General features: G+C 68.4%; 21 protein-coding genes and 2 pseudogenes. 8 read left to right on the forward strand and 15 right to left on the reverse strand.

Features of this window, described 5'->3' with window-relative positions; all coding sequences use genetic code 11:
- Window positions 1-26 precede the first annotated feature (26 nt).
- Complete coding sequence (chrA, locus tag ACZ5YA_RS05150) at window positions 27-1,277, reverse strand: chromate efflux transporter (protein ID WP_464092831.1); 1,251 nt, start codon at window positions 1,275-1,277, stop codon at window positions 27-29.
- Between the two features lie 745 nt (window positions 1,278-2,022).
- Between chrA and ACZ5YA_RS05155 the strand changes: the two are divergent.
- The 3 genes and pseudogenes from ACZ5YA_RS05155 to ACZ5YA_RS05165 form a co-directional block, all read left to right on the forward strand.
- Window positions 2,023-2,268: pseudogene (locus tag ACZ5YA_RS05155) on the forward strand (histidine kinase dimerization/phospho-acceptor domain-containing protein); the annotation flags it as partial.
- 273 nt (window positions 2,269-2,541) lie between these two features.
- Window positions 2,542-2,799, forward strand: a pseudogene (locus ACZ5YA_RS05160) (ATP-binding protein); the annotation flags it as partial.
- 109 nt (window positions 2,800-2,908) lie between these two features.
- Window positions 2,909-3,388 carry a carboxymuconolactone decarboxylase family protein gene (locus ACZ5YA_RS05165; protein WP_059376081.1) on the forward strand — a complete coding sequence of 160 codons (480 nt, stop codon included), beginning with the start codon at window positions 2,909-2,911 and terminating at the stop codon, window positions 3,386-3,388.
- On the opposite strand, the gene pdxR is transcribed toward ACZ5YA_RS05165, so the two are convergent.
- Window positions 3,385-4,815: a MocR-like pyridoxine biosynthesis transcription factor PdxR gene (gene pdxR, locus ACZ5YA_RS05170; protein WP_464092150.1), complete on the reverse strand. Its 1,431-nt coding sequence runs from the start codon at window positions 4,813-4,815 to the stop codon at window positions 3,385-3,387. The two genes, ACZ5YA_RS05165 and pdxR, sit on opposite strands and share 4 nt — an antisense overlap.
- 109 nt (window positions 4,816-4,924) lie before the next feature.
- Between pdxR and ACZ5YA_RS05175 the strand changes: the two genes are divergently transcribed.
- From ACZ5YA_RS05175 to ACZ5YA_RS05185, 3 genes are all read left to right on the forward strand, one after another.
- Window positions 4,925-5,356, forward strand: coding sequence for a GNAT family N-acetyltransferase (locus ACZ5YA_RS05175; RefSeq protein ID WP_464092151.1), 432 nt, complete (start codon window positions 4,925-4,927; stop codon window positions 5,354-5,356).
- Window positions 5,353-5,991: an FMN-dependent NADH-azoreductase gene (locus ACZ5YA_RS05180; protein WP_464092152.1), complete on the forward strand. Its 639-nt coding sequence runs from the start codon at window positions 5,353-5,355 to the stop codon at window positions 5,989-5,991. Before ACZ5YA_RS05175 ends, ACZ5YA_RS05180 begins: the two co-directional genes overlap by 4 nt.
- A 218-nt stretch (window positions 5,992-6,209) precedes the next feature.
- Window positions 6,210-6,650, forward strand: coding sequence for a hypothetical protein (locus ACZ5YA_RS05185; protein WP_059376072.1), 441 nt, complete (start codon window positions 6,210-6,212; stop codon window positions 6,648-6,650).
- 44 nt (window positions 6,651-6,694) lie between these two features.
- Here the strand turns inward: ACZ5YA_RS05185 and ACZ5YA_RS05190 are convergent, their stop codons facing one another.
- The 13 genes from ACZ5YA_RS05190 to ACZ5YA_RS05250 form a co-directional block, all read right to left on the reverse strand.
- A complete protein-coding gene (locus ACZ5YA_RS05190) occupies window positions 6,695-9,250 on the reverse strand; it encodes a spermidine synthase (RefSeq protein WP_464092832.1) in 2,556 nt (851 codons plus the stop codon).
- A gap of 74 nt (window positions 9,251-9,324) precedes the next feature.
- On the reverse strand, window positions 9,325-10,962 hold the full coding sequence (locus tag ACZ5YA_RS05195) for an arylsulfatase (RefSeq protein ID WP_280015523.1): 1,638 nt from the start codon (window positions 10,960-10,962) through the stop codon (window positions 9,325-9,327).
- A 46-nt stretch (window positions 10,963-11,008) separates the two neighbouring features.
- Complete coding sequence (locus tag ACZ5YA_RS05200) at window positions 11,009-12,007, reverse strand: HAD family hydrolase (protein WP_464092153.1); 999 nt, start codon at window positions 12,005-12,007, stop codon at window positions 11,009-11,011.
- The gene (locus tag ACZ5YA_RS05205; protein WP_464092154.1) at window positions 12,004-13,437 is read right to left on the reverse strand and encodes a BatD family protein; all 1,434 of its coding nucleotides are present in this window, start codon (window positions 13,435-13,437) and stop codon (window positions 12,004-12,006) included. Before ACZ5YA_RS05205 ends, ACZ5YA_RS05200 begins: the two co-directional genes overlap by 4 nt.
- Window positions 13,434-15,029 (reverse strand): VWA domain-containing protein, encoded by a 1,596-nt coding sequence (locus ACZ5YA_RS05210; RefSeq protein ID WP_118933049.1) that lies wholly within the window; start codon window positions 15,027-15,029, stop codon window positions 13,434-13,436. The genes ACZ5YA_RS05205 and ACZ5YA_RS05210 overlap by 4 nt, the downstream gene beginning before the upstream one ends.
- Window positions 15,014-16,036 carry a VWA domain-containing protein gene (locus ACZ5YA_RS05215; RefSeq protein ID WP_464092155.1) on the reverse strand — a complete coding sequence of 341 codons (1,023 nt, stop codon included), beginning with the start codon at window positions 16,034-16,036 and terminating at the stop codon, window positions 15,014-15,016. The genes ACZ5YA_RS05210 and ACZ5YA_RS05215 overlap by 16 nt, the downstream gene beginning before the upstream one ends.
- Window positions 16,023-16,523, reverse strand: coding sequence for a DUF4381 domain-containing protein (locus tag ACZ5YA_RS05220; protein WP_280015518.1), 501 nt, complete (start codon window positions 16,521-16,523; stop codon window positions 16,023-16,025). Before ACZ5YA_RS05220 ends, ACZ5YA_RS05215 begins: the two co-directional genes overlap by 14 nt.
- Entirely contained in the window at window positions 16,520-17,479 is a 960-nt protein-coding gene (locus tag ACZ5YA_RS05225) for a DUF58 domain-containing protein (protein WP_251880096.1), read from the reverse strand. Before ACZ5YA_RS05225 ends, ACZ5YA_RS05220 begins: the two co-directional genes overlap by 4 nt.
- Before the next feature lie 7 nt (window positions 17,480-17,486).
- Window positions 17,487-18,458 carry an AAA family ATPase gene (locus tag ACZ5YA_RS05230; protein WP_251880913.1) on the reverse strand — a complete coding sequence of 324 codons (972 nt, stop codon included), beginning with the start codon at window positions 18,456-18,458 and terminating at the stop codon, window positions 17,487-17,489.
- Window positions 18,459-18,495: 37 nt separating this feature from the next.
- Window positions 18,496-19,659 (reverse strand): formylglycine-generating enzyme family protein, encoded by a 1,164-nt coding sequence (locus ACZ5YA_RS05235; protein WP_118933045.1) that lies wholly within the window; start codon window positions 19,657-19,659, stop codon window positions 18,496-18,498.
- An 80-nt stretch (window positions 19,660-19,739) separates the two neighbouring features.
- On the reverse strand, window positions 19,740-20,705 hold the full coding sequence (locus ACZ5YA_RS05240; protein WP_280015516.1) for a SphA family protein: 966 nt from the start codon (window positions 20,703-20,705) through the stop codon (window positions 19,740-19,742).
- A 36-nt stretch (window positions 20,706-20,741) separates the two neighbouring features.
- Complete coding sequence (locus ACZ5YA_RS05245) at window positions 20,742-21,509, reverse strand: hypothetical protein (protein ID WP_251880090.1); 768 nt, start codon at window positions 21,507-21,509, stop codon at window positions 20,742-20,744.
- A 309-nt stretch (window positions 21,510-21,818) separates the two neighbouring features.
- A complete protein-coding gene (locus tag ACZ5YA_RS05250; RefSeq protein WP_059376066.1) occupies window positions 21,819-23,396 on the reverse strand; it encodes a TerC family protein in 1,578 nt (525 codons plus the stop codon).
- 737 nt (window positions 23,397-24,133) lie between these two features.
- Here ACZ5YA_RS05250 and ACZ5YA_RS05255 point away from each other — a divergent pair.
- Both ACZ5YA_RS05255 and ACZ5YA_RS05260 read left to right on the forward strand, forming a co-directional pair.
- Window positions 24,134-24,496: a hypothetical protein gene (locus ACZ5YA_RS05255; RefSeq protein WP_118932419.1), complete on the forward strand. Its 363-nt coding sequence runs from the start codon at window positions 24,134-24,136 to the stop codon at window positions 24,494-24,496.
- Between the two features lie 177 nt (window positions 24,497-24,673).
- Complete coding sequence (locus ACZ5YA_RS05260; RefSeq protein WP_119449206.1) at window positions 24,674-25,387, forward strand: MgtC/SapB family protein; 714 nt, start codon at window positions 24,674-24,676, stop codon at window positions 25,385-25,387.
- The last annotated feature ends 77 nt before the right edge of the window (window positions 25,388-25,464 follow it).

Here is a 25,464-nt window from a genome sequence, read left to right on the forward strand (position 1 = left end):
CGCGGGGTTGTCTTGGGGCGGCTGCGCTAGGCCAACGCCCAGCCGCCGGCCGCGGCCAGCAGCACCACCCAGACGGGCGACCAGCGCGCATAGACCAGCAAGCCGAACAGCAGCAAGGCCAGCCCGAAGTCCGCGCGGTCGCGGATGGCGCTGATCCAGACCGGGTCGTACAGCGCCGACAGCAGGATGCCCACGACGCTCGCGTTCACGCCCGCGATCATGTTGCGCACGCCCGCGCGCCGCCGCAGGCTTTCCCAGAACGGCAGCGCAGCCGCCACCAGCAAGGCGCCTGGCAGGAAGATGGCCGCCAGCAACACCAGTCCGCCAGCCCAGCCCGACAAGGGACCGGACGACATCGCGCCCAGGAAGGCGGCAAAAGCGAATAGCGGCCCCGGCATGGCTTGCGCCGCGCCGTAGCCTGCCAGGAAATCGGCGTTGGAAACCATGCCGCCCGCCACCGAGGCGGATTCCAGCAGTGGCAGCACCACGTGGCCGCCGCCAAACACCAGCGCGCCCGCGCGGTAGAAGCCCGACAGCTGCTGCGCCAGCGGCATGCCGCTGATCGCCGCCCAAGCCGGCAAGGCCGCCAACAGCAGCACGAACAGCGCCAATGCCGTGTATCCGGCGCGGCGCGAGATCTTCAGCGGCTGCACCGCCAGGGCCGGACGCGGCGGTACCTGCAGCGCGGCCATGCCGGCGATGGCGCCCAGCAGGATCGCGCTCAATTGCCCCAGGGTCGTCGGCATCAGGATGGTGATGAGCGCCGCAGCCACCGCCAGCCCCGCCCGCTCGCGGTCGGGACAGAGCGAGCGGCCCATGCCCCAGACCGCCTGCGCGATGATGGCCACCGCCGCGATCTTCAGCCCATGGATGGCGCCCGACGCGGACAGCCAGCCGAACTGCGCCAGGCCCAGCGCGAAGAGAATCAGCGCGACCGCCGTGGGCAGCGTGAACGCCACCCAGGCCGCCAGCATGCCGGCCCATCCGGCGCGCTTCAGGCCTATCGCCATGCCGACCTGGCTGCTGGCCGGCCCCGGCAGGAACTGGCACAGCGCCACCAGGTCGGAATACGCGTAGTCGTCCAGCCAGCGCCGGCGCTCCACGAATTCCGTGCGGAAGTACGCCAGATGCGCCACCGGCCCGCCGAACGACGTCAGCCCCAGGCGCAGGAAAACCAGGAAGACTTCCAGACAGGAGCCCTGGCCGGGCTGCTCGCGCGTGGCGGTGGCGGGCTTGCTGGCGACATGTTCGTCTTGGTGGGGAGGCAGCGGCGGCATGGGATTCGGCTTCATCGGCAGGCGGGGCATGAGGGTCCTGCCCCCGCCCCATGCTTATAGCCGGGCGCCGCGGCAGATTCAACCGCCTGAACGGGCCGGGCCATATGGCGGGTTTACCTCGCCCGCGCAGCCGCTACAAACAACTTTACAAATACCGTACAAATATCGGCGGACTGCCCGGCGGTATGCCCCTAGCATCGCGAGTCCTCATCCGGCCGTATCCCACATGTTCAAGTTCGCGATCCGCATCTTTGTCGTCGCCGCCATCGGTTATGTCGCGGGGTCGCAATTGGTGGAACGCAGCCTGATGTATCTGCTGGATTCGGTCAGCGCGGATCTGTCGTACCAGGCCGTCCGGGGACAGATGCATGTGCTGCGCAAGGAACTCGATGGCATTGCCCCGGTTGCGCGCGCCGAACACCTGCGCGACGACATCCAGCCGCTCTATGGACTGGGCCTGAGCCTGCTCCCCGACGAGAAGGTCACGCCCAGCGAAGCGGAGCAGCGGCAACTGGCCGCGCTCGGCATGATCATGCGCGACGAGTACAACGTTTACCTCGTCCCATTGTCCGGCGAGCCCAGACAGTGGCTGGAAGTCCGCCTGCCGCGCGCGCCGGTGCTGGAACGGTGGGTCACCGTCGGCGTCTGGGCCGCGCTAAGCCTGATCGTCGGCATCATCCTGCTGCTGCTCTGGGCGCTGCCCCTGTGGCGCGATCTGGACCGGCTGCGCAACGCCACGCTGCGCATGGGCCAGGGCGAACTCGGCGTGCGGGTGCGGCTGTCGCGGCTGGCCGGCATGCGGCACGTGGGCGAGAGCTTCAATCAGATGGCCGAGCGCATTTCGGCGCTGGTCGAAAACCAGCGCAGCCTGACCAACGCGGTCTCGCACGAATTGCGCACGCCGCTGGCGCGCCTGTCCTTCGAGGTCGCCCTGCTGGGCCAGGACCAGCACCAGCCCAAGCGGCATCAGATACTGCGCGACATGCAGGCCGACATCTGCGAACTGGAAACGCTGGTGGCCGAACTGCTGGTCTATGCGCGGCTGGAGCGTCCCAGCGATGACTCCGTCAGGCTGGAAACCGTGGACACCTGCGACTGGCTGGGCGAAGCGCTGGCCCAGGTGGCGCACCAGGCCGAGGCGCGTGCGATCCAGTGCCATGTGCATCGCGACTACCCGCCGCGCGTGCGGCTGCATCCGCGCTACATGAGCCGGGCCTTGCTGAACCTGGTGCAAAACGCGGTGCGCTATGCCAGCCGTCACGTGGAGGTCAAGCTCACCCAGTGTCCGGCGGGCGGCTTCGAGCTGATCGTGGACGACGATGGCGGCGGCATCGCGCCGGCCGACCGCGCGCGGGTGTTCGAACCCTTCATCCGCCTGGACGAAAGCCGGGACCGCGGCACCGGCGGCGCCGGCCTGGGCCTGGCCATCGTCTGGCGGGTAGCCGCCAGCCACGGCGGCGGCATCGAAATCCACGACAGCCCCCTGGGCGGCGCCCGCTTCGTGCTGCGCTGGCCGGCCTGAGCATGGCCCAGGCGAAAACTGCATTTATGGCACTACCTTCCTGGGCCAAGCCGCGGCATCCTGTCAGCACGAGATTCTGCTCGGCAACACGCATCGAAAAGGTAGGAACATGAGCCAGCGTTTGAATTATTTCCAGGTGTCCGAGGAACAGTCCAGGAAGTACCTGGAATTCAGCATGTCGCTGAAGAAGACCCCCATCGTGCAAGAGGTCGGCGAACTGGTGGATATCCGCGCCTCGCAGATCAACGGCTGCGGCTTCTGCCTGGACATGCACGTCAAGCAGGCCCGCATCGCCGGCGAGCGCGAGCTGCGCCTGCATCACATCGCCATCTGGCGCGAGTCCACGCTGTTCTCGCCGCGCGAGCGCGCGGCGCTGGCCTGGACCGAGGCGGTCACCACCCTGTCGGCGCAGGGCGTATCGGATGCGGTCTATGACGAGGCGCGCGCGCAGCTTTCTGAGAAGGAAATCTCGGACCTCACCCTGCTGGTGGTCGGGATCAACGGCTGGAACCGGCTGAACGTGGCGTTCCGCACCGTGCCGGGTTCGGCCGATGCGGCCTACGGCCTGGACAAGGCCGGGCTGAACTAAGGCTGCATCAGCTGCAATATGCGCAGGCCCAGTTCGCGGGCCTGCGCCTGCGTGGCGATATTGGTGAAGCTGAGCAGCAGCGCGGATTGCGGCTGCGGCGCGGCGCACCAGCGCGACAGCGCGCCCGCATACATGCCCTGCTCTTCCATCCGCCCGGCCAACGCCACGTCGCTCTGGCCGGGTTCCAGACGCGCCACCAGATGCATGCCGCCGGGCTGCGGTTCGATCCGCAGGCGCTGCCCCAGCGCATCATGCAGGCCCGCCACCGCCGCCGCGCGCCGTTCCGCGTACAGCTTGCGCATGCGCTGGATGTGGCGGGCGAAATGGCCTTCGGCCATGAAGGCGCTCAATATCGCCTGGGTCAGGCCCGGCGCGGCGCCCGCCTGCAGGCGCGCCGATAGCGCGAAGCGCGCGGCCTGCGCCTCGGGCACCACCAGATAGGCCAGCCGCAGGCCGGGAAACAGCACCTTGCTGAAGGTGCCCGCGTACAGCACCCGCCCCTGCGTATCCAGGCTCTTCAGGGCAGGCAGCGGGCGGCCGACGTAGCGGTATTCGCCGTCGTAATCGTCTTCCACGATCCAGGCTCCGCAACGTTCGGCCCAGTCCAGCAGCGCCTGCCGGCGCGGCAATGACAAGGACATGCTCAAGGGGCTTTGATGGGCAGGCGTCACCACCGCGCCGCGCGCCCGTCCCGCCCGCTCGATGCCGGCGCCGACCATGATGCCGTCCTGGTCCACCGGCACGGGTACGGGTTTCAAGCGCGCCTGCTCCAGCAGCGCGCGGGTCGGGGGATAGCCTGGATCTTCCATCCAGACCTGGTCGCCGGCTTCGAACAGCGTCTGCAGGATCAGCGCCATCGTGCTGTTGTAGCCGGCCGTGATGAACACCTGCGAGGGCTGGCAATGGATGCCGCGCGCGACCTGCAGATAGGCGGCGGTCGCGCCGCGCAGGGCCGGCAGGCCGCCATGGGGCGGATAGGCCAGGTCCGCGGCCTGCAGGCCGCGCAACTGCCTCGCGCCCAGGCGGGCCCAGAGCTTGCGGGGAAATGCATCCAGCGCCGGCAGACCCATCTGGAACGGCCGCAAGCCCGAAGGCTCGCGCCAGCCCGGGCCGTCGCCGGGCGTCTCGGGCGGAATGGCCACGGCGGGCGGCGGCGCGTGCTGGGGCTGCAGGTCGGGCGCCACCACCGTGCCGGCCTGGCCGCGCGCCTGGATATAGCCTTCCGATGCCAGCAGCGAATACGCGACCTCCACCGTGCCGCGCGCCACGCCCATTTCCTTGGCCAGCGCCCGCGCCGACGGAATGCGGTCGCCCGGCTTGAGCGTGCCCTGCGCGATGGCGCCGCGAAAGCGCTCATAGACTTGGCGGTACAGGGGCTCGGCGCCGTCCGGCGGCGCCGGCGGGTCCTGTGGCTGCGGGCTGATCATGGCATAGTCCAGAATTCAATTTATGGCCCTTCTAATTATGGCATGCGGCTCCTAACATGACTGCACATGAACCCCCGACACCGCTAGTGCATCCATGACCGAAGCCACCATGCAACACATCGAAAGCCCGCAGGATCTGCGGGCCTGCCTGCCGCTCATGCGCGAACTCAGGCCTCATCTGAAGGAAGACGCCGATTTCATCGAGCGCGTGAGCCGCATGCGCGCCGATGGCTACCGGCTGCTGGCCGCCATGGACCAGGGCCAAGCCGTCGCGCTGGCCGGCTACCGCCTGCAGGAAAACCTGATCTACGGCCGCTTTCTGTATGTGGACGACCTGGTTGTGGCCAACGGCCGCCGCGGCGAACGCTGGGGCGCCCGGCTGCTGCAAGCCCTGGACGCCGCCGCGCGCGACAACGGCTGCGCCCGCCTGGTGCTCGACACCGGCCTGGGCAACGCCCTGGCCCAGCGCTTCTACTTCCGCGCCGGTCTATTGACCAGCGCCATCCGATTCAGCAAATCCCTGGAAACTTCCGCGTCATGAATATCCTGCGCATCATCTGCAGCCCGCGCGGCCGCGCCTCCGAAAGCTATCGCCTGTCGCAAGCCATCGTCGACCAGCTCACCGCCGCCGCCCCGGGCGCGGCCGTGGTCGATGTGGACGCGACTGCCCTGCCCTTGGTCGACTCCGACTATGCGGCCGCGCTGAGCGCGCGCCAGGACCCCACGGACGGACGCGAGAATCGCGGCGCGCTGGGCCGCTCATCCGAATTGATCCAGTCCCTGCAGGCCGCGACCCATGTCGTCATCGCGACCCCGATGCACAACTTCACCGTGCCGGCATCGTTGAAAACCTGGATCGACCACGTGGTGCGGGTGCGCAGCACCTTCCAGATCACGGCCCGCGGCAAGGAAGGCAGCCTGGAGGACCGCCCGGTATACGTGGCGATCTCCTCGGGTGGCGACTTCGGCTGCGACGGACAGAGCCAGCCGGACTTCCTTACGCCGTATCTGCAGCACGTGCTGGGTACGATAGGCCTGAAGAACGTGACCTTCTTCTCGGTGCAAGGCACCGCACGCGGCGCGGATGCGCTGCAGGCGGCCCGCGCGCAGGCGCAATCGGAGGTCGTCGCGCATCCGTTCGCGGCAGGATTGCATCCGGAGTTCGCGGCAGCTTGATCGCGCCGGGCTGGTGCCCGCGCATCATGGCGCGCGCACCAAGCCGCCTCATGCTTAGGAATAGCGCCGGCGCCCGGCCCGCGTCCGCAAGAAGTATTAGGCAATCGGGCTGCGTTGACACCTCCAAATAGCCGGCACTACGCTCTTGGCCAGAACCCTCTCGCCTGACCAGACTACGCCGTACATCCTCATTCGGGCATGGGTGCAGGAGGCGTGCAATGACACTGACCAGTCCCGGCATTTTCCTGGCCGCCGCGCTCGCGCTGTGGGTCCTCGCCGCGCCGCGCGCCGAGGCGGCCTGCGCTGACAAGAAGATCCTGTCCATGGCCAACGACGGCCGCACGGTCAATGCCATCGCCAAGGCCTGCAGCATGCCGGCGGCCAAGGTCCGGGGCGTGATCGAGCGCGCCGATGCCGCCGACGACGCGCCGCCGCCCGCACCAACGCCCAAGGCCAAGGCCGAACGCGCCGCCGCGCCGGAGCCGCCTCGGAAGCTGCCTTCCGGCGCCGGACTGGCGCAATGCGATTGCCAGGGCATGGTGCCTTATGGCGAACGGGCGCCGGACCTGCGCTGCCAGAGCGGCATGTCGATGGCGACGCCCTGCGCGGGCTACTGCTCGCCCCACGGGGTCGCGCCATGGCGGCGCATATGTAGTTGAGACCCGCGGTCAGCGCCCGCCGTCAAGACTCGCACAGCCACACCCTACTGCCTGGCGCTCGGCATGAACCAGCGGTAGTAGGCGTTGTCGCCGTCGTCGCGCGCCAGCTTGTTCATTTCCCTGCCCCAGGTTTCACGATCCCCCACATATGCCGCCAGCGAAGCCCGGTAGAAGGTGTCCAGCCGCGCCCGCTCCAGCTGCATGTCGGCGCGCAGCGCGTCGGACGCGCCGACCAGCGGCGGTTCGCTGCGCAAGGCCAGCAGCGCGGGCAGGACGCGCGCCACTTCGCGCGGCCGGACCCAGGTCGCGTACTCGATGCCGGGGCGGTCGTCGGTCACGGCCGGGGTATCGCCGGCAAAGCGCGCCAGGCCGTCCCGGTCTGTGACCCAGGTGGACAACAAGGCTGCGGCCGATGGTACGCCCACTGCCCGCAACGCCGCGGCGGTATCGGGCTGGGCGTAGCGCGCCTGGATGCGGGCCGCGTCCAGCGTCAGCGGCTGCATCGAACCCAACAGCAGCATTTCATGCAGTTCGCTGGTCCAGAGCTGGGCATGCGGAAAGACCTGGATGAAGCTGGCGATGAGCGCGCGGGTGTCGTCCTCGTTCTGCGTGGGCAGCGGCAGCCATTGCGCCACGATGCCTTGCGGCGCGAGCCGGCTTGCGGCCAGTTGGTAGAAGTCGCGGGAATACAGATTCACCACGCCCGCGGCGGAAGGTGGCGGCGGCTCCAGCGTGATCAGGTCCCAGCGTTCGGCGCTGGCCTGCAGCTCGCGGCGTCCGTCGCGCAGCCGTTTGTCCAGGCCCGGATCGGTGGCGGCCTGGAACGTGCCCTGGAAGTGCGGCGCGGCGCGCAGCACGGCCGGCAGCAGCTCGGCGACGGCGCGCTTTTCCAGCCCGCGGTACTGCGACAAGGCGCCGGCCGTGATGCCGGTGCCATAGCCCACCACCAGCGCGGACCTGGGTTCGCCCGCATGCACGATCAAGGGCAGCAGCGCCTGCAGCCGCATGTATCGCAGCGAAGGCATGGCGTCGCCCGAGTTCGATACGCCCTGGATGTAGAGCCGGTGGAAGCGGTTGCCGTTGCCGGCGCGCTCGACCACGGCCACCGTGCCGCCATGGCTTTCCTCGTAGAACACCAGGCCCGCGCCGCTCGCCCCGGGCAGTAGCCGCGCAAACTGGTCTGCCGGCAGCATGGCGACCACCGCCAGCGTGGCGAGGCCCGCGATGCCGGTGGCCCAGCCGGTGGCGGCGCGGCCATCCGACCTTCCGCGCCAGGCCGCCACGGCGCCCACCGCCGCCGCGATGGCCGCCAGCACGCTCAGCGTGCGCACCAGCCCCAGGGCGGGCAACAGCAGGAATCCCGTCAACAAGGTGCCCGCGATGCCGCCCAGCGTGTTGCCGGCGAGTACGGCCCCGGCTTCCCGCCCCACCTGCCGATTGCCCACCGCGATGCGCAGCACGGCGGGAAACGCCGCGCCCAGCAGCAGCGTGGGCGCCAGCACCAGGCTGGCCGCCGCCACGGCGAAGCGCGCGCACATGCCCGCGAAGCCGCTGCCCGTCCATTGGTAGACCGCCGCTTCCGCCTGTGTCTGGGCCACGATCAGCCATTTGCCCAGCATGGCCACCTCCAGCACCGCGAGCAGGCCTGCGCCAGCGATCAGGAAACCGAACACCGGCCAGGGATTGCGCACGCGATGGGCCAAGCGCGCATAAAGCGCGGCGCCGATGGCCAGCCCGGCCAGATAGGTGGCCAGCACGATGGCGAAGGCGAAGGCGCGCGTGCTCATGAACGGCACGATCATCTGCGACCAGATCACTTCGTAGCCCAGCGCGACCGCGCCAGCCACCGCATACAGCGCCACGGCCAGGCGCGCGTCGCCCGACAAGGGCGCCGCAGCGGACTGCGGACTGACGGCGGGAGCCGCGTTGTCGCCCGCCCTGCGGTCCAGCATCCAGGCGCCCAGCGCCGCCAGCAGGTTCAGCGAGGCCGCGGCCAGCGCCGCGCCCTGCACGCCGAAGCGCGGAATCAGGAAGAATGCGGGCAGCAAGGCGCCCAGGATGGCGCCGCAGGTATTCGCGGCGTACATCGCGCCGCCGGAGCGGCTTACGTCCGCGCCCTGCTGCCGGCTTACGGCGCGCAGCAGCACCGGCAAGGTGCCGCCCATCAAGAAGGCGGGGATGGCCAGCAGCAGCCCCACCGCCAGCCAGGCCGCCAGGCTGCTATGGGCCTCGACCGCGACGAAGGCGGCGGCGCTGCGCGCCAGCAGCCACGTCACGGCGACGCAGGACAGCGCCACGGCTGCTTCCAGCTTGGCGTAGAAGCGTACCGGGCGCCGCAGATGGTCCGCCTTGCGGCCCAATAGCCAGCCGCCCAGCGCCAGGCCCAGGAAGAATGCGCTGACCGCGCCCGCGATGGCGCTGACCTCCACGCCTACCACCAGCGACAACTGCTTGATCCACAGCACCTGGAACACCAGGGCCGCCGTTCCGGACAGGAACAGCAGCGCGGCCGGCCGGACCGCCGTCAGGGCGGGCCCTTGCGCCGCCTTGTCGTCCACATCATGTCCCTGCATCGCCGCCTCGCTTGCCCCCATGCCCATCATGCTGCTCCTTCGCGTTGCCGGGCGGCGCGACAGGCGCCGCCCGGTACTGCGCCGGCTTGCGCCGGGCGCAGTTACTTCGCCTTTTGCTTATCAAGCTGCTGGAAGTGTTCTTCCATGGCCTTGTTGACCTTCTCCTGAACTTGATCCACGCTGAACGTAGCGGGACGCTGGCTCGGCGGATACTTGAGGAACGTATCCAGGAACGCGGTGGCCTTCATGGTGGCGATGGCGGTCAGATAGGCGTTCTTGGCCAGCCAATCGTTGTACTGGTCCGACGTAATGTCGGCGCGCTCATACGGGTCCATGCGCAGGTTGAAGATCTTCGGCAAGCGCAGGCAGACGAATGGGTCCTGCCAGATGTTGAGATTGCCGGGAGCCCGCTGCTCGCAGAACACCGCCTTCCAGTCGCCAAACCTCGCCCCGACCAGTACGCCGTCGTCATTGAAGTAGAAGAACTCGTCGCGCGCACTCTTGTCCTGCTTGCCGGTCAGATAGCCCAGCTGGTCGTAGCCGTCCAGATGCACCTTGAACTTGGTGCCGCCGGCCTGCGGCGCCCAGCCATCCAGCAGCCGTTCCTTGATGGTGGTGTCGCCCGTGGCCGCCATCAGGGTCGGGAACCAGTCCATGCCGGATACGATGCCGCGCTTGATTTCCCCGGCGGGGATCTTGCCCGGCCAACGCACCATGGCGGGCACGCGGAACGCACCTTCCCAGTTGGAGTCCTTCTCGCTGCGGAATGGCGTGGTGGCGGCGTCCGGCCAGGTGAAGGCATTGGGGCCGTTGTCGGTGGTGTAGACGACGATGGTGTTGTCGGCGATGCCCATGTCGTCCAGCTTCTTCAACAGCTTGCCCACGTCCTGGTCATGCTCCCACATGCCGTCGGCGTAATCATTGCCGGGCATGCCGCTCTTGCCCTTGTGTTCGGGCCGGATATGCGTATAGATGTGCATGCGCGTGGTGTTCATCCACACGAAGAACGGCTTGTCTTCCTTGCCGTGCTTGTCGATGTAGTCGATCGCCGCGCCCACGGTCTCGTCGTCGATGGTCTCCATCCGCTTGGTGGTCAAGGCGCCCGTGTCCTGCACCTTGCCGTCGGCGGTGGCCTTGATCACGCCGCGCGGCGAGAAGTTCTTGACGTAAGGATCGTTGGGGTCCTTGGGCCAATACGGGCGCTCGGGCTCCTCCTCGGCGTTCAGGTGGTAGAGATTGCCGAAGAACTCGTCAAAACCGTGGCGCGTGGGCAGGTACTCGTCCCGGTCGCCCAGGTGGTTCTTGCCAAATTGGGCCGTGGTGTAGCCCTGCGACTTCAAGGCCTCGGCGAGCGTGATGTCGCCCTTTTGCAGCCCCACGGTCGCACCGGGCATGCCGACCTTGGACAGCCCTGTGCGCAGCGGCGACTGTCCCGTGATGAAGGACGAGCGACCTGCCGTGCAGCTGTTCTCGGCGTAGTAGTCCGTGAACAGGATGCCTTCCTTGGCGATCCGGTCGATGTTCGGCGTGGTGTATCCGACCACGCCATGCGTGTATGCGCTGATGTTCGCCTGCCCGATGTCATCGCCGAAGATCACCAGGATGTTCGGCTTCTTGCCTGAAGCCGCCGCCTGGCCCTGATTGGCCGCGGGCGCCTGGGTTTGCGCCTGCGCGCTTGCCAGTGCCATGAGGCCTGTTGCGGCGAAGAGCGCCGCGCTCAACAGTTTTCTTGCGTTCATCGCTTTCTCCTGACCCTTGCGGGCGGTTCCCAGTCACGTAAACGAATCACTGTGTTTCAAATGCGTATACCCTTCTCCACTCCTTTGCCATGTCCACGATTACCCAACCCTGTTGCTGCGCTTCATCCAGCGCACGGTCCAGCCTGCCGATCCTGGAGTCCCGGTCATAAGCCCACTCGCGCCGGGCATCGGTGTGATGCACCAGGCCCATGAAACGCTTGCCGCTGCCGGCCGCCGTCCATTGCAGCATCTGCAGGTCGCCGTCCGAATTGCCGAAGGCGAAAATGGGCTGGCGGCCGATGAACTTGTTGATGGCCACGGGCTTGCCCGGGCCGTCGTCGTTGAAGTCGAGCTTGGGCGTGCGCATCAGCACGGGCTTGCCGTCCTGCATCTGGAACTCGGTGACGAAGGTGGTGCCTATCACCTGCTCGGGCGGAATGCCGTAGACGTCCTGCGCCCAGGCCCGCATGAATTCCACTTCGCCGCCCGAGACGATGTAGGTCTTGAAGCCGTTGCCGCGCAGATAGTCCAGCAGCTCCAGCATCGGCGCATAGATCATGCTGGTGTAGGGCTGCTTGAAGCGCGGATGGCGGGCGGTCTTGATCCATTGCCGGACCTCCGCGCCGAAGGCCTGCGTCGTCATGTTGGCGTGGGTGGCGCCCACGATCTTCAGCAGCCCTTCCGTGCCCGAGGCGGCCAGCGCCTGGCGGTCGCCCTCGATCGCGGCCTTGTAGGGTTGCTCGGCCGTCCATTCGGGATGCTGGGGCGCCATGGCCTTGACCTGGTCCAGCGCGAAGATCAGCTGGAAGTACAGGGGCTGTTCGCTCCACAGCGTGCCGTCGTTGTCGAACACCGCGATGCGGTCGGCCGGCGCCACGTAGTCCGGGCTGCCTTCCGCGGTGACGGCTTGCACGAACTCAAGGATGGCCTGGCGCGAAGGTCCCTCGTTCCAGGACGGCAGCGGCGTCTGCGCGCGCGCCAGGCCGGCCAGCAACAACAGGAGCAGCAGCGCGAACCAGCGGCGGGCAAGCAAAGGCGTCGTCATGGGAGATCTCCGGGAAGTTCGCCGGGCGGCGTGTCCGCCAGTCCGCGCGACGACGCGGGCGGACGGGGATTCAGCGCAGGCAGGTCGGCCGTGCCGGCAGGCCGCGCCGCGGTGCGCAAGCTCCGACGCCAGCGCGGGAACATCTCGCGCAAGCCTTGCCAGCCCCGCGCCGCGCCCGGTTCGCGGCCATAGCAGGCCCGCAGGGCGTCGTCGCCCGATCGGCGCAGCGCCGGTTCCAGACTGGCCGTCCCCTGTGCCAGCGTGGTCGCGCCGCATGCGCAGCGCAGCCACGCGTATAGCGCGTCCATGCGCGGCTGGCGCTGCGCCAGCAGGCGGCGCAGGGTCATTGCCGCATAGGGTTCGGACGCGCGCCATTGTTCGCGCCGCGCCCGCAGTCCGGCCCGCATGCGGGCCAGCGTCCGCCGCAGCCAGGGCGCGCCCAGCCAGCAGGCCAGCGCCGCCAGCGCCACGCCCGCGGCCAACGCCAGCCATCCTCCCGGAATCCGCACCTGCACCTGCCGGCCCATGTCGCGCAGGTCCTGTTCGACCGAGAATGGCGCCTGGTAGGCGGCGCCCGCCTGCGCTTCGAAGCGTTGCGCCGGCAGCGTCACGCGCTCTTCCTTGTTGGCCGCGATGTTCCACCAGCGGATCTCGACCGCCGGCAGTTCGTAGGCGCCGCCGCGTTCGATCACATAGTCCAGGCGGTCGACGCGCTGTCCGCCGAGGAAGCCGCCGCGGCTGTCGGAGATCTGCGTCAGCTGGGGCTCGGACGGGTACAGCTTCAGACCCGGAACTGCGGCTGCGGCGGCAGGCGGGATCAGCATGGCCTGCGCGCCCTGGGCCTGCACGGTGATGACGCGGCTGACGTGGTCGCCCACGGCGGGCGGCTCGGCCGAATAGCGGATCTGCTGGCTCGCCTGGACCGAGTTTGCCGCCAGGAGGCGGCCCGCAACTCCACCGGCTACCCCGCCCGGCGGTCCGGCGGCGCGCACCTCGAGCGGGCGCGTCTGCGCAACGAGGGGCGCCGTCGCCTGCCCCACCTGCGCGCTGACCTGGATGGCCGGCACGCGCAAGGCGCCCGCCGCCTCGGGACTGACCAGATAGGCGTAGCGCAGTCCGTTGTAGGCGACGCCGCCAATGGTGGCTCGGATGATGGTGGCCTGTCCCGACGGCCCCGACACCAGCGCGCCCGGAATGTCCAGGGCCGGCATCTGCGGGGGCTGGGTGAACCAGGTCGAAGTCAGCACGTCCACCTGCAGGATGGCGGTGGCGCCGGCCGTCAGGTCGCCGGGAGTCGCCATGCGCGCCTCGGCGTGCAGCTGCGGCCCGGCTTCCGCCTGCTGGGCGCGCGCCACGCCTGCGCACAGCCCCAGGTGCAGCAACAGCAGCAGGCCCAGGCAACGCAGCAGCGCGGCATGGCGGCGGATCATGGCTGTTTCCCCTGCGCCGGCGCGGCCTTGCGTGCGTCTTCGATGGCGAATTTCTGCTTCAGGAAGCCGGCCGGCGACAGGCTCAGGTTGCGCAGCCAGACCTCGTCGGACGCGGCTTGCGGCGTTTCCGTGCGCATCATCTTGCCTGCGCCCTTGTCGCTGTCCACGCGGGTCTCGTCCGGCTTCTCCGAATCGTCGTCCTGTTGCTCGCTTTCGGCGGCGGCGATCAATCTGGCGACCAGCTCGCGGTTTGCGCGCGCTTCGGGGAAATCCGGCCGCAGGCGCAGCGCCTGATCGTATGCCGCGAGCGCCGCTTCGTAGCTGCGCAGGCGGACCTGGGTATTGCCCAGATAGAAGTCGCCTTCGGGCGTGTCCAGTTTGGCGAATGCGGCCAGCGCCGCCTGGTAGTCGCCCGCGTCGTAGGCGGCTCGGCCCTTCCAGTAAGGATCGGCGTACAAGGCCGCGGCCTCGGCATAGCGCTTGTGTTCGTAGGCCCAGCGGCCCTGCTGGTCGGGCGTGAAGAAGGCGTCGGCCAGCGCGCCTGCTTCCGCGCGCGGCGCATGCAGCGCGGCCGTGACGGCGAGCAGCAGGCAGGCCGTCCAGTTGATGTTCCAGCCGCGCCGCAGCGCCAGCAATGCCAGCAGCGCCAGCGGCCAGCACAGCCAATAGCCCGCGTCCTTCCAGTGCAGCGGCTTGTCGGCGTCCTGCACCTCCTGGAAATGCCGCTCGGCATGCAGTGTTACCCAGTCCAGGTCGTCGTCGTTCAGGGTCAGGCTGCCCAGGGGCGCGCGGGCGGCTTGCGCCAGCTGTTTCAGCGCATCCTCGTCGAAACTGCCCAGCAAGGGCCGGCCTTGCGCGTCGATGCGCGGCTGGCCGCGGGCGTCGCGCACCACGCCGCCATCGCGCGTGCCCGCCGCCCACACCAGGACCTGGAAGGAATTGGCTCGCGCCAGGCGCTCGACCTCGGCCAGTTGGCGGGTGTCCGCGCCGTCCGTCACCAACAACAGGGTGCCGCCCGCCTCGCCCGATTGCAGCAGGCTGGCGGCCAGCGCGATCGCGCCCGCCGCGTCCTTGCCGGGCGCGGCGATGAGCCCGGTGGACAGGGCCTGCACGAACATGTCGGGCAAGGCGGGATCGTCGGTCGGCGGCAGCACCAGATGCGCCGAGCCGGCGTAGGCGATCAGGCCGGTCTTGGCGCCTGCGCGCCGCTTCAGCAGATCGCGCAGCTTGCGTTTGGCAGCCTCCAGCCGGCTGGGCGGCAGATCCGCTGCATCCATCGAAGGCGACAGGTCGACCGCCGCGATCAGGGGCGCCAGATTGTCCAGGAAGGCCGGGCGGTCCTGTTGCCACGTCGGTCCCGCGGCGGCGAGGCCGCCCAGCGCCAGCAAGGCGGCCAGTAATTGCACCGGCCGCGGCCCGCGGCTGCCCTGCGTGCGCACGGTCAGGTGTGGCAGCAGCGCCGGCGCAATGTTGCTGCGCCAGCCGAGCCGGCCGTCCTCGCCGCGCCGCCGCCAGAGCAGCAAGGCCGCGGGCACGACCGCCAGCAGCCACCAGGGGCGCAGGAAATGGAAGGCGCTCAGGTCGATTTCCATCCGCCCTCCTCCACGCCGCTCTTGCCCTGCGCCCCGGCGCCATGACGCCAACCGCGCAGCGCGGCGCCCAGGTGCCAGCCAGCCAGCAGCAACAGCGCCAGGCCCAGCGGCACCCAGAAGAAATCCTGTTTGGGCTGGTGGCGCAATTCGCGCACTTCATGCGGCGTGATACGGTCCAGTTCGGCGTAGACCTGCCGCAGCGAGGCCTGGTCCTGCGCCGGGAAAAAGCGGCCGCCGGTCTTGGCGGCGATCGCGCGCAAGGCGTCGAAATCGACCTTCTCCTCGCCCTGCGCCTGCGGATCGCCCATGCCCACCGTATGCACGACGATGTGGCGCGCGGCCGCCATGGCCGCGGCGCGGTCCGGCGGCACGGCGCTGCCGGTGTCGTTGCCGTCGGTCAGCAGGATCAGGACCTGATCGTGTTCGCCGGCATGCTCGAACTGCTTGATCGCCACGCCGATGGCGTCGCCGATGGCGGTATTGGGACCAGCCATGCGCGTGCTTACTTGCCCCAGCAGCAGCTTGAGCGTGGCGTGATCCTGGGTCAGCGGCGCCTGCGGATAGGCCGCGGTGCCGAACACGATCAGTCCAAGCCGATCGTCCTTGCGGCGGTCGATGAAGTCGGCCACCACGGCCTTGACGCCGCTCAAGCGGTCTTCGCGGCGGCCGTCCGGCGCGACGAAGTCCTCGGTCTCCATCGATTGCGAGATATCGATGGCCAACAACAGGTCGCGCACCGGCTGGCGGTGCTCCAGCGGCGGCTCGACTCGTTCGGGCCGCGCCAGCGCCAGGACCAGCAGCAGCCATACCAGCGCGTTCAAGGCCAGCTGCCAGCGGTCGCCGCGCACCCCGGGGCGCCGCGGCGTCTGGCCGGTGCTGCGCGCCACCGATTCAAAGAACGGAATCCGTACGGCGCTGCGCCGCTGCACATACGGCGGCAGATAGCGGTATGCCAGCCAGCCCAGCGGCAGCAGCGCCAGCAGCCAGGGATATTCAAGCCGCCACATGATGACGCTCCATCCATTGCCGGCTGGCGGCGAACAAGGTCCGCACGCGCGCGGGGTCGATGGCCCGCAAGGCTTCGGGCGGCGCATAGGCAAGCGCCCTCAGCAGCACGGCCGCGTCGGGCGGAAACACGGCTGCGCCGCCATCCATGAAAGCGACCCACTCCGCGCCTTGCAGCGCGCCCACCCGGTTGCGGTCGGCGGCCGCCACCGACGACAGGCCGACGCGTTTGAGCAGGTCCGGCAAGGCCCGCGCGGCCAGCGGATCCGCCTGCGTTTCGCGCCGCAGCGCTTCCAGCATGCGCAGGCCCGCGCGGCGATAGCCATTGCGCCGGTGGCGGCGCGCCATCCGCCACGCGGCCCATGCGGCCAGCGCCAGCGCCACTGCCAGCAGGACCAGCCAGCCCCAGGTCTGCGGCCAGTAGCTGACTGGCTCGGGCAGCGGCAGCTGCCGCAGCTGTTCGATGGACGGGGCGGCGTCGGCGTTCATGCCCGGCCCCGGGTTTGCGCAACACTGGCCTCGCGGCCGAGTTCGCGGCGCAACTGCGCCACGGTGTCGTCCGCCGTGTCGATGGACAGCAGCGGCACGCGGCTGCGGCGCAGCAAGTCGGCCACGTCCTGCAGGCGCCCGGAAAAGAACGCCGACAACGGCTCGCGCACCTGCTTGCGATCCGCCGCGACCTCGACCTGCAGCTCGCCCTGCGTCACGACCAGCCGGCCGCTCAAGGGAATGCGCAACGCCAGCGGGTCGTACACCAGCGTTGCGACCACGTCATTGTGCGCGGCCAGCGTGCGCAGCAGGCGCAAGGTAGCGCTGTCGGCGCCGGCAAAGTCGCTGATCAGGCAGACCAGGCAATCATGCGGCGCGTGCGCCAGCGCCCCTTGCAGCGCTTCGTTCAGCCGTCCGGATGCGTCCACGTCGGGCTGGTCCGCGCCCATGGACTGGCTGCGCCGCGCAATGGCCGCGAACAGCGCCTGGATGCGTTCGCGGCTGCGCAGCGGGCGCACGCTGTCGATGCCCGCATCGCTGAACACCAGGCCACCCACGCGGTCTCCCGCCAGATAGGCCATCCAGGCGGACAGCGCCGCGACGCGCGCGGCCACCACCGACTTGAAGCTGCGCACCGAGCCGAAATACATGCCCATGCGCTGGTCCACCACCACCAGCGCCGGCCGGTCGCGTTCCTCGCTGTAGGTGCGCACATAGGGCTTGCCCAGCCGCTGCGAGGCGCGCCAGTCCAGCTGGCGCAGATCGTCGCCGGGCAGGTAACGGCGCAACTCCTCGAAGTCCAGGCCGCGCCCGCGCAGGCGCGAGCCATGCTGGCCGGCCAGGATGCTGCGCACCGGCTGGCGGCTGAAGAACCCCAGGCCGCGCGCGGCGGGTTCCAGCGCCATCAGGTCCGTGATGCGGACCTGGACTTCCGGGGAAGGAGCGGCGGACGGCATGGCGCACTCAGACCGGCACGGCGACCGTGTCGAGCAGCCTGCCTATCACCTGGTCCGCCGACACGCCGTCGGCGACCGCGTCATAGGACAGGTGCAGGCGATGCCGCAGCACCGGCCGGGCCACGCTGCGCACATCATCGGGTGAGGCATAGTCCTGCCCCGCCAGCCAGGCGTGGGCGCGCGCCACCTTGTCCAGCGCGATCGCGCCGCGCGGGCTGGCGCCGACCTGGATCCAGCGCGCCAGGTCGGCGTCATGCCCGGCCGGGCTGCGGGTGGCGTTGACCAGGTCCACCAGGTACTGGTCCAGCGCCTCGGACACGTGCACCCGGTCGACCTCGGCGCGGCACGCGAACAGGTCTTCCTGGCTGAGCGGCGCGGCGGCGGGTTCCGCGTCCTGGCGCGATTCGCCGCGCAGCATGGCCAGCATCTGCCTTTCGCTGGCGGGGTCGGGATAGTCCAGCACGATCTTCATGATGAAGCGGTCCATCTGCGCTTCGGGCAAGGGATAGGTGCCCTCCTGCTCGATCGGGTTCTGGGTCGCCAGCACCATGAACAGCTGCGGCATGCGGTGGGTCTTGCCGGCCACGGTGATCTGGCGTTCCTCCATGGCTTCCAGCAGCGCGGCCTGGACCTTGGCGGGCGCGCGGTTGATCTCGTCGGCCAGGATCAGGTTGCCGAACAGCGGCCCCTGCTGGAACTGGATGCGGCTGGCGCCCTGCGCGTCCTGTTGCAGCACCTCTGCGCCGGTGATGTCCGAAGGCAGCAGGTCGGGCGTGAACTGGATGCGGCTCATGGCCGCAGCCAGATGCTGGGCCAGCGTCTTGACGGTGCGGGTCTTGGCCAGCCCCGGCAGACTTTCCAGCAGCAGGTGGCCGTCGGCCAGCAGGCCCAGCAGCACTTCGCGGATGACGGCGCCCTGCCCCAGCACGGCGCGCGCGATGGCGCGTTCCAGTTCCAGAATGCTGTCGCGGTTACTCATCGGCATACCCTCTCCTGCGTGATCGATGGTTTGCCGGCTAGCGGCTGGCGACGCCGTTCCTGGCGGTCTGGGCCAGTTTCCATTGTTCGGGCGTCATGACGGTGCGGAAACCCAGGTGCGACATGCCGTTCATGGGGTCCGTGCCGCGCCGGGCGCTGGTGCGGTAGCTGATGCAATAGGTGTCGCTGCACAGGAACGAGCCGCCTCGCGTCACGCGTTTGGGCGCGGCGGGCGGAACGATGCCGTCGTCGGGGTCGTAACTGTCGGCCGGCCCCGCGGGATCCGCGGGCGGCTGGCGGTACTGCGCCTGGATCTTGAAGGCGTCGGCGCGGTACCAGTCGGCGGTCCATTGCCAGACGTTGCCGGCCATGTCGTACAGCCCATAGCCATTGGGCGAGAAGCTGCCCACCGGCATGGTGCCGACCTGCACCTTTTCGTCCTTCACCACAGGAAACGGCTGCTGTTGCTGCGTGTCCCAGATATTGGCCATGGGCTTACCCTGGGGCAGCAACTCCTCGCCCCAGGCATAGGTGGCCTGTTCCAGCCCGCCGCGCGCGGCCATTTCCCATTCGGATTCCGTCGGCAGGCGCTTGCCTGCCCATTTGGCATAGGCCGTGGCGTCCTGGTACGACACCTGCACCACGGGGTGGTCGTCTTTGCCGGCGATGGAACTGCCCGGGCCTTGCGGATGACGCCAGTTCGCGCCGGGCACATAGCGCCACCAGCGCGAATAGTCGCGCAGGGACACCTCGCTCTCGGTGCCGACGAACACCATGGCGCCGGGCACCAGCAGGCTGTCGTCCGGACGCGGCGTGCCGGGCGGCAGCTGCACCTTCAAGTCGTCCCATCGAGGCTTTTGCTCGGCCGTCGTGACGTAGCCGGTGGCCTCGACGAAACGGCGGAACTGCGCGTTGGTCACGTCGTTCACGTCCATCCAGAAGCCGCTGACGGATACCTTGTGCGCCGGCATTTCATTGGGCTGGGCCAGTTTGTGGCTGCTGCCCATCAGGAACTCGCGTCCCGGCACCCAGGCCATGCCCGCCGGGCCGCTCTTGCCGTCGCCCAGCACCACCTTCACCGCTTCGGGCGGCCCGTTCTTGCCCATGACCACGTAGGCCGTGCTGGCGCCCGCGCCCAGCACCACGCCGGCCAGCAGCAATGCGCTGGCGTAGCGTGTCTTTCCCTTTGTCTGGTTTGCCATTGCTATCACCCCAAAGCTGATGGTTCAGGTGCGGCCGTGCCGCGCCCGGGGCTGGCAGCCCCTTGAAATCGTGCTGACGTTCAGAACACCAGCGTCGCGGTCGCCATGACCGTGTCGTTGCTGTCCAGACGCTTCGTGCTGCTGATCGTGGGTACCCAGCGCAGGCTCAGGGACAGGGAGCGTTTGTCCGCCAGCTTCGTGTCATAGGTCACGATCGGGCCCAGCGCCCAGTCGCGCCCCTTGAAGCCGTTGAGCCGGTCGGCCGTCGGACCCGAATCGCTGCCCAATTGCTGGATGGTGCCCAGGATCAGGCCCGCGCTCACCCCGTTGCTGAAGATCTTGCGGCCCATCACGTCCATGCTGAACAGCGGCGCGTTGCGATAGTCCGTGGCGTTGTTGCGGGTGTAGAACTGGACGCCGGCCACGGTGTCCAGTTGAAAGCCGGATTCCGGAAATATCTTGGTGTAGGCCACCTGGGGAATGAAGGTCCAGTTGTTCAGGCTGGGGTTGGCCATGTCGTTGGCGTTGTACTTGCCGGTGGGCGCCCAGATGTTCAGGCTGAGCGCCATATGGGAGGTTTCGGAAAAGTGATAGCCCGCGATGATGGGCGAGAAATACAGGTCGAACAGGTTCGAGGCAGTGTCGCTCTGCTCCACGTTGCGCCCGCCCGGCCCCGTGACCGTGGAATTCACCTTGTTCCAGACATAGGGCAAGGTGAAGCTGGAAGCGAAGTTCCAGCGGCCGGGGCCGGTGTCCCAGGTCTTGAGCACGGTGGCCAGGGTGAACGCGACTTTCGCGTCCAGGCCCAGCGAAGTGCGGCCCCCTACCGGCACTTCGCGGCTGCCGCCCACGCTGCCGTCCAGGTAGATCTGCGACAGGTTGACGGCCCAGATGGGCTCGGGAGAAACGATGCCGGCATTGGGCTGCACGTTGGTGCCGGTGATCTGGCGTCCCAGCGCCCCTTCGGTGGCCCAGGCGGACGACGGCAGGACCAGTCCGGCCAGCACCGCCAAGCACCCAGCAACTGCCGCAATCGCGCTCTGCATGCCTACACTCCGCAAGATCGGAAAAAGCTGACGGGATCAATTCCCGAAGGTGATGTTCAAACCGGCGAACAACGTGAATTGGGGCAGGCCCTCTCCCTTGTGCGCAACCGTCCATTGCGGCTCCGCGAACGCGTTGAAGATGTTCTTCCCGACACGCCAGGCCTTGCCCGCGCCCAGCCCCACGGGAATGTAGTAGTCGTTCTTCTGCAGATCGAAGGTCCAGGTTGCGGTGGACCTCAGGTACCAGCCTTGCGGCAGGTTGCGTATCAAGAACGGCTGGAAGGTGGCGGTGTGCACGGTGTCGCGCGCGGCCTGGCCGGCGAATGAATGCTGCCATTGCACCAGCGCGCCCAGCAGCCCTTCCTTGCTGGAGTGCACCGCCACGCCGGCCAGTCCGGCGGACCATTTGCCCGCGCCCAGCTCGCTGCCAGTCGCGCTGGGCATGGTCAGCATCGGTCCCACGCCCAGATCGACCGCGCCCTGCTGCAACAGGAAAATGTCGAACACATTGATGTCGCCCAGGCCAGTCTTGTAGCTGCCGTCGGCCTGCGGGCGCGTACTGACGGGGGCCGTGATGCGGAATATCTGCGGCACGCCGACCAACTCGCCGGGCGCGACAGGAATGGTCGGCCTGATCAGGAAGTCGTTGGTGTGAGCGTTGCTGCCGAACAACTTCGGCGTGTAGTAATTCTGGAAATTCAACGACGCCGCCAGGTTCAGCGGGTTGTTGCTTTTGTTGGCGTCATCCGCCGACTGGGACTGGGCGTGCGCAAGCTGCGCAAAGCACAGCGGCGCAGCCATCATCAGCCACGCCGCGATTCCTCTTCCACCTATTTCCTTGAATGCAGACTGCGTACTGCCCATGCGATGTACCCCGGAGAGAGATAACAAAATGCAAAGACGCGCCGTGCGGAAATGCTGATCTCGGCAAGCCGTGCCGAGATCCAAAGTCGTGAAATCTGTCGCAATCTTCGCACAGAGTTTTACTTTCACCAATACTCGCCATAGGCCGTAACCGATTGCGTTCAGGATGAAGAAAGGTTATTGCGCAGACAAAAAAACGGGGATGCCCTCAGGCATCCCCGTCGTGGCGCTGGCGCCGGCCTTGCAACATCAGCCGGCCTGCGGCGCCTCCTGCCGCATCAGGCTGGCGCGCACCTGATCGATGCGCAGGCCGTCGCGGCGGGTGACCTCGAAGCGCCAATCGCGCCACTCGATCGCGTCCCCGGCTTCGGGGATCCGGCCGCCGGCGCGCAGCAGGCAGCCCGCCAGCGTGGCATCCGGGTACTCCTCGGCCAGGTCCGGCGCGTCCAGCAGGCGCGCGGCTTCCGCAACTGCCAGGCGGCCTTCCAGCAGCCAGGTTCCGTCCGCCAGCTGCAAGGCTTCGGGCTGGTCTTCCTGATGCTCGGGCAGGTCGCCCGCGACGGCGGTCAGCACGTCCATGGGCGTGATCAGGCCTTCGCACACGCCGTGCTCGTCGACCACGATCAGCATGTGCTCGCGCGAACCGCGCAGCTCATCCAGCACCTTGAGCACCGGCATGGTTTCCATCACATAGCGCGGTTCGCGCGCCAGCTCCACCAGATCGATCGGGCCAGGGTTCTGCAACAGCGGCAATACGTCCTTGAAGTGCAGCACGCCCAACACATTGGACGGATCGCCCGCGCACAGCGGCAGGCGCGAGTGGCCGCTGCCGAACTTGCGCACGATGATCTCCGGCGTATCGGCCACGTCCAGCCAGACCATGTCGCCGCGCGCCACCATGATGGAACGCACGTCCCGCCCGCCGATCGACAGCACGCGTTCGATCATGGTGCTTTCCTCGGGCGCAAAGGCCGGTTCGCCGTCCGCGCCGTCGACCAGCGCGGCCACCTCGTCGGCCTGGCCGGCGGCCTGTCCCGCACGGCCGGCGCGCAGCAGGCGCAGCACGGCCTGCGCGGTGCGCTGGCGGCGGCCCAGGGCGTGCGTGCCTTTGACGCGGTTGCGGCGCGCCAGCTGATTGAACAGCTCGATCAGGATCGAGAAGCCGATCGCGGCGTACAGATAACCCTTGGGCACGTGGAAGCCCAGGCCTTCCGCCACCAGGCTGAAGCCGATCATCAGCAGCAGGCCCAGGCACAGGATCACCACCGTCGGGTGGCGGCCCACGAAAGCCATCAGCGGGCGGCTGGCCAGCATCATCACGGCCATGGCCACGATCACCGCGATCATCATGATGCTGAGGTCCTGCACCATGCCCACGGCCGTAATCACCGAGTCCAGCGAGAACACCGCATCCAGCACCACGATCTGCAGGATCACCTGCCAGAACACGGCATGCTGCGGCTTCTGGCCTTGCTCGTGGCCGGCGCTGCCTTCCACGCGCTCATGCAGCTCCATGGTGCCCTTGAAGAGCAGGAACAGGCCGCCCAGGATCAGGATCAGGTCGCGTCCGGAGATCTCCGCGCCCAGCAGCGTGAACATGGGTTCGGTCAGCGTGACCACCCAGGCGATGCTCGCCAACAGGCCCAGGCGCATCACCATCGCCAGCGTCAGGCCGATCAGGCGCGCGCGGTTGCGCTGCTCGGGCGGCAGCTTGTCGGCCAGGATGGCGATGAACACCAGGTTGTCGATACCCAGCACAATTTCAAGCACGACCAGGGTCGCCAGGCCCAGCCAGGCGGTGGGGTCGGACATCCAATCGAAAATCATCGAGGTTCCATGCAAATCGGGACCGGGCGCCATGCGGCGCCGGCCAGGATCAAGGGGAATGCGCCGCGGATGCGGGCATGAGGCTCAGTGCGGGCGCGAACGGCCCCAAGGACGGCCGGCGGAGCGCGACCGCCCAGGCGCGGCGTGGCCGCGGCGGCGAACATGGAGTCGGCTTGCGGGCTGCGCGCCCGGGCCGTGGCGGGAAGATGGGGCATCGGGCGCCGGCTTGCTTGCGGCGCCCTGCTAGGGGGTGGGTCTTCAGTCATAGATGGCGGACGGCTCAGGCTGCCGGGGCAGCAAACGGATAGAGCGCCCGCCTTGCTCTCTTTCTTACGGGAAACTGAATACTACATGAATCCGTTCTCTCCCGCATCCGACGAAGCCCAGGCAGGCCATGCCGCGGACGCCCTTCTTTCGCGGCATTTTTACTGGTGTTTACCCTAGGTCGGCGATATACTGCGGGTACCTTCAACTCACCAGAGATCAATGTGGACAACGACGGATGTAGTCGGAACACGACTGCAAGCGCCGCTTGACGCAGGATCCGCGGAAATAGTCCGCGCCGGTCCTGTCTGACAGCCAGGACCCGGCTCTTCGGTACCCGACACGGGACCGTCAGCCCTCTCCCCTACTGCTTGCCGACGCGATGCGTTGCGCCTTGTTGCGCGCGCCTGCGCACCGGCCTGGCGGCGCATGCACGTGGACCTGCCACCGTACTCCCCGCTAAGGAGACGATCATGCGTATCAAGCAATTCCTGCCCTTCCTGGACCGGAGCGGCGCGGCCGCGCCCATGGCGGCCGCGTCCAAGACGGCCCCTACCACCTACCAATTCACCATCGTGAGCCTGGGCGACACGCTCAACGCGCTGCGCAAGCAGCTCTACTACGAACTGCGCGACCTGGACTTGCGCGTGCTGGCGGTGCGGATTTCGCGCGCCGAATCGGACCAGCTCGCATCCACCGTCGTCACGCTGCATTGCCCGCCGCATCTGCGCAATCTGTTGGGCGCGGTGGCCTTGCGGCTGGGCCAGAGTCCGGACGTGCGCCGGGTGCACTGGGAATGCGAGTCCGGCGCGGCCATTGCCGTGCTGCCCGCCTGACGCCAACGCGGCCAGGAGGCTGTCATGAAAGATCCGTACAAAACCCTGATGATTGCGCGCGTCGTCCTGCTGGCGCTGATCTGGCTGGCGGGACTGCTGCTGGTCCTGGCGTCGGTCTGGCGCCTGCCCTGAGTCCGCCCGCGCCCATCCATAACATGCTGAAGAAGAGAGAAGAAGATGAAGAACTTCGAAAACATCCAATTCATCACGCTGGCCAATACCCTGGTCAGCCTGCTGACCGCGTTCGTGCTGGGCTCGGTGGTGGGCTTTGAGCGCCAGTTCCGCCAACGCACGGCCGGCCTGCGCACCAATGTGCTGGTGGCGGTGGGCGCCGCCATCTTCGTGGACCTGGCGTTCCGCGTGGGCGGCGCCGATGGCGGCTCGCGCGTCATTTCCTACGTGGTCTCGGGCGTGGGCTTCCTGGGCGCCGGCGCCATCATGCGCGAAGGCGGCAGCATCCGCGGCCTGAACACCGCCGCCACGTTGTGGGGCTCCGCCGCCATCGGCGCCTGCGCGGGCGCATCGTTGATCCTGGAAGCGGTTGCCGCCACCGCCTTCGTGCTGGCGGCGAACACCTTGCTGCGTCCGGTGGTCAGCTACGTCAACCGCCAGCCGGTCGACTCGCAGACCACCGAAGTCACGACCGTGATACATGTAATCGCGAACGTGGAGCAGCGGCAGGCGGCCATGACGGTGCTGGAAGACGTGCTCGAAACCGAACAGCTGCCCCTGTCCGAACTGAAGATCGACCAGTTCGGCGAGAACGAAGTCGAAATCGAGGCGGCGTTGAGCGAGGCCTCGGTCGACGAGCTGGACCTGGACCGCGTGACCGCCAGCATCGCGGCCTCGCCCGCCGTGCGCACTGCCTTCTGGGCCGCCCGCACCGTGTAGCGCCGCCCGCCTGGCGCAACGCCGCCGAGGCCGGATCCCAGCGCCGCCCCGGCAGTTACGCCTCTTTACGTTTTGGG

It is taken from the genome of Achromobacter sp. JCM 18799 (assembly GCF_055395645.1).

What these genes read in the sequence shown, in the direction of transcription:
- chrA (WP_464092831.1), bottom strand. Translation starts at nt 1,277, where the DNA reads ATGCCGCCGCTGCCTCCCCACCAAGACGAACATGTCGCCAGCAAGCCC.
- ACZ5YA_RS05165 (WP_059376081.1), top strand. Translation starts at nt 2,909, where the DNA reads ATGAGCCAGCGTTTGAATTATTTCCAGGTGTCCGAGGAACAGTCCAGG.
- pdxR (WP_464092150.1), bottom strand. Translation starts at nt 4,815, where the DNA reads ATGATCAGCCCGCAGCCACAGGACCCGCCGGCGCCGCCGGACGGCGCC.
- ACZ5YA_RS05175 (WP_464092151.1), top strand. Translation starts at nt 4,925, where the DNA reads ATGCAACACATCGAAAGCCCGCAGGATCTGCGGGCCTGCCTGCCGCTC.
- ACZ5YA_RS05180 (WP_464092152.1), top strand. Translation starts at nt 5,353, where the DNA reads ATGAATATCCTGCGCATCATCTGCAGCCCGCGCGGCCGCGCCTCCGAA.
- ACZ5YA_RS05185 (WP_059376072.1), top strand. Translation starts at nt 6,210, where the DNA reads ATGACACTGACCAGTCCCGGCATTTTCCTGGCCGCCGCGCTCGCGCTG.
- ACZ5YA_RS05190 (WP_464092832.1), bottom strand. Translation starts at nt 9,250, where the DNA reads ATGGGCATGGGGGCAAGCGAGGCGGCGATGCAGGGACATGATGTGGAC.
- ACZ5YA_RS05195 (WP_280015523.1), bottom strand. Translation starts at nt 10,962, where the DNA reads ATGAACGCAAGAAAACTGTTGAGCGCGGCGCTCTTCGCCGCAACAGGC.
- ACZ5YA_RS05200 (WP_464092153.1), bottom strand. Translation starts at nt 12,007, where the DNA reads ATGACGACGCCTTTGCTTGCCCGCCGCTGGTTCGCGCTGCTGCTCCTG.
- ACZ5YA_RS05205 (WP_464092154.1), bottom strand. Translation starts at nt 13,437, where the DNA reads ATGATCCGCCGCCATGCCGCGCTGCTGCGTTGCCTGGGCCTGCTGCTG.
- ACZ5YA_RS05210 (WP_118933049.1), bottom strand. Translation starts at nt 15,029, where the DNA reads ATGGAAATCGACCTGAGCGCCTTCCATTTCCTGCGCCCCTGGTGGCTG.
- ACZ5YA_RS05215 (WP_464092155.1), bottom strand. Translation starts at nt 16,036, where the DNA reads ATGTGGCGGCTTGAATATCCCTGGCTGCTGGCGCTGCTGCCGCTGGGC.
- ACZ5YA_RS05220 (WP_280015518.1), bottom strand. Translation starts at nt 16,523, where the DNA reads ATGAACGCCGACGCCGCCCCGTCCATCGAACAGCTGCGGCAGCTGCCG.
- ACZ5YA_RS05225 (WP_251880096.1), bottom strand. Translation starts at nt 17,479, where the DNA reads ATGCCGTCCGCCGCTCCTTCCCCGGAAGTCCAGGTCCGCATCACGGAC.
- ACZ5YA_RS05230 (WP_251880913.1), bottom strand. Translation starts at nt 18,458, where the DNA reads ATGAGTAACCGCGACAGCATTCTGGAACTGGAACGCGCCATCGCGCGC.
- ACZ5YA_RS05235 (WP_118933045.1), bottom strand. Translation starts at nt 19,659, where the DNA reads ATGGCAAACCAGACAAAGGGAAAGACACGCTACGCCAGCGCATTGCTG.
- ACZ5YA_RS05240 (WP_280015516.1), bottom strand. Translation starts at nt 20,705, where the DNA reads ATGCAGAGCGCGATTGCGGCAGTTGCTGGGTGCTTGGCGGTGCTGGCC.
- ACZ5YA_RS05245 (WP_251880090.1), bottom strand. Translation starts at nt 21,509, where the DNA reads ATGATGGCTGCGCCGCTGTGCTTTGCGCAGCTTGCGCACGCCCAGTCC.
- ACZ5YA_RS05250 (WP_059376066.1), bottom strand. Translation starts at nt 23,396, where the DNA reads ATGATTTTCGATTGGATGTCCGACCCCACCGCCTGGCTGGGCCTGGCG.
- ACZ5YA_RS05255 (WP_118932419.1), top strand. Translation starts at nt 24,134, where the DNA reads ATGCGTATCAAGCAATTCCTGCCCTTCCTGGACCGGAGCGGCGCGGCC.
- ACZ5YA_RS05260 (WP_119449206.1), top strand. Translation starts at nt 24,674, where the DNA reads ATGAAGAACTTCGAAAACATCCAATTCATCACGCTGGCCAATACCCTG.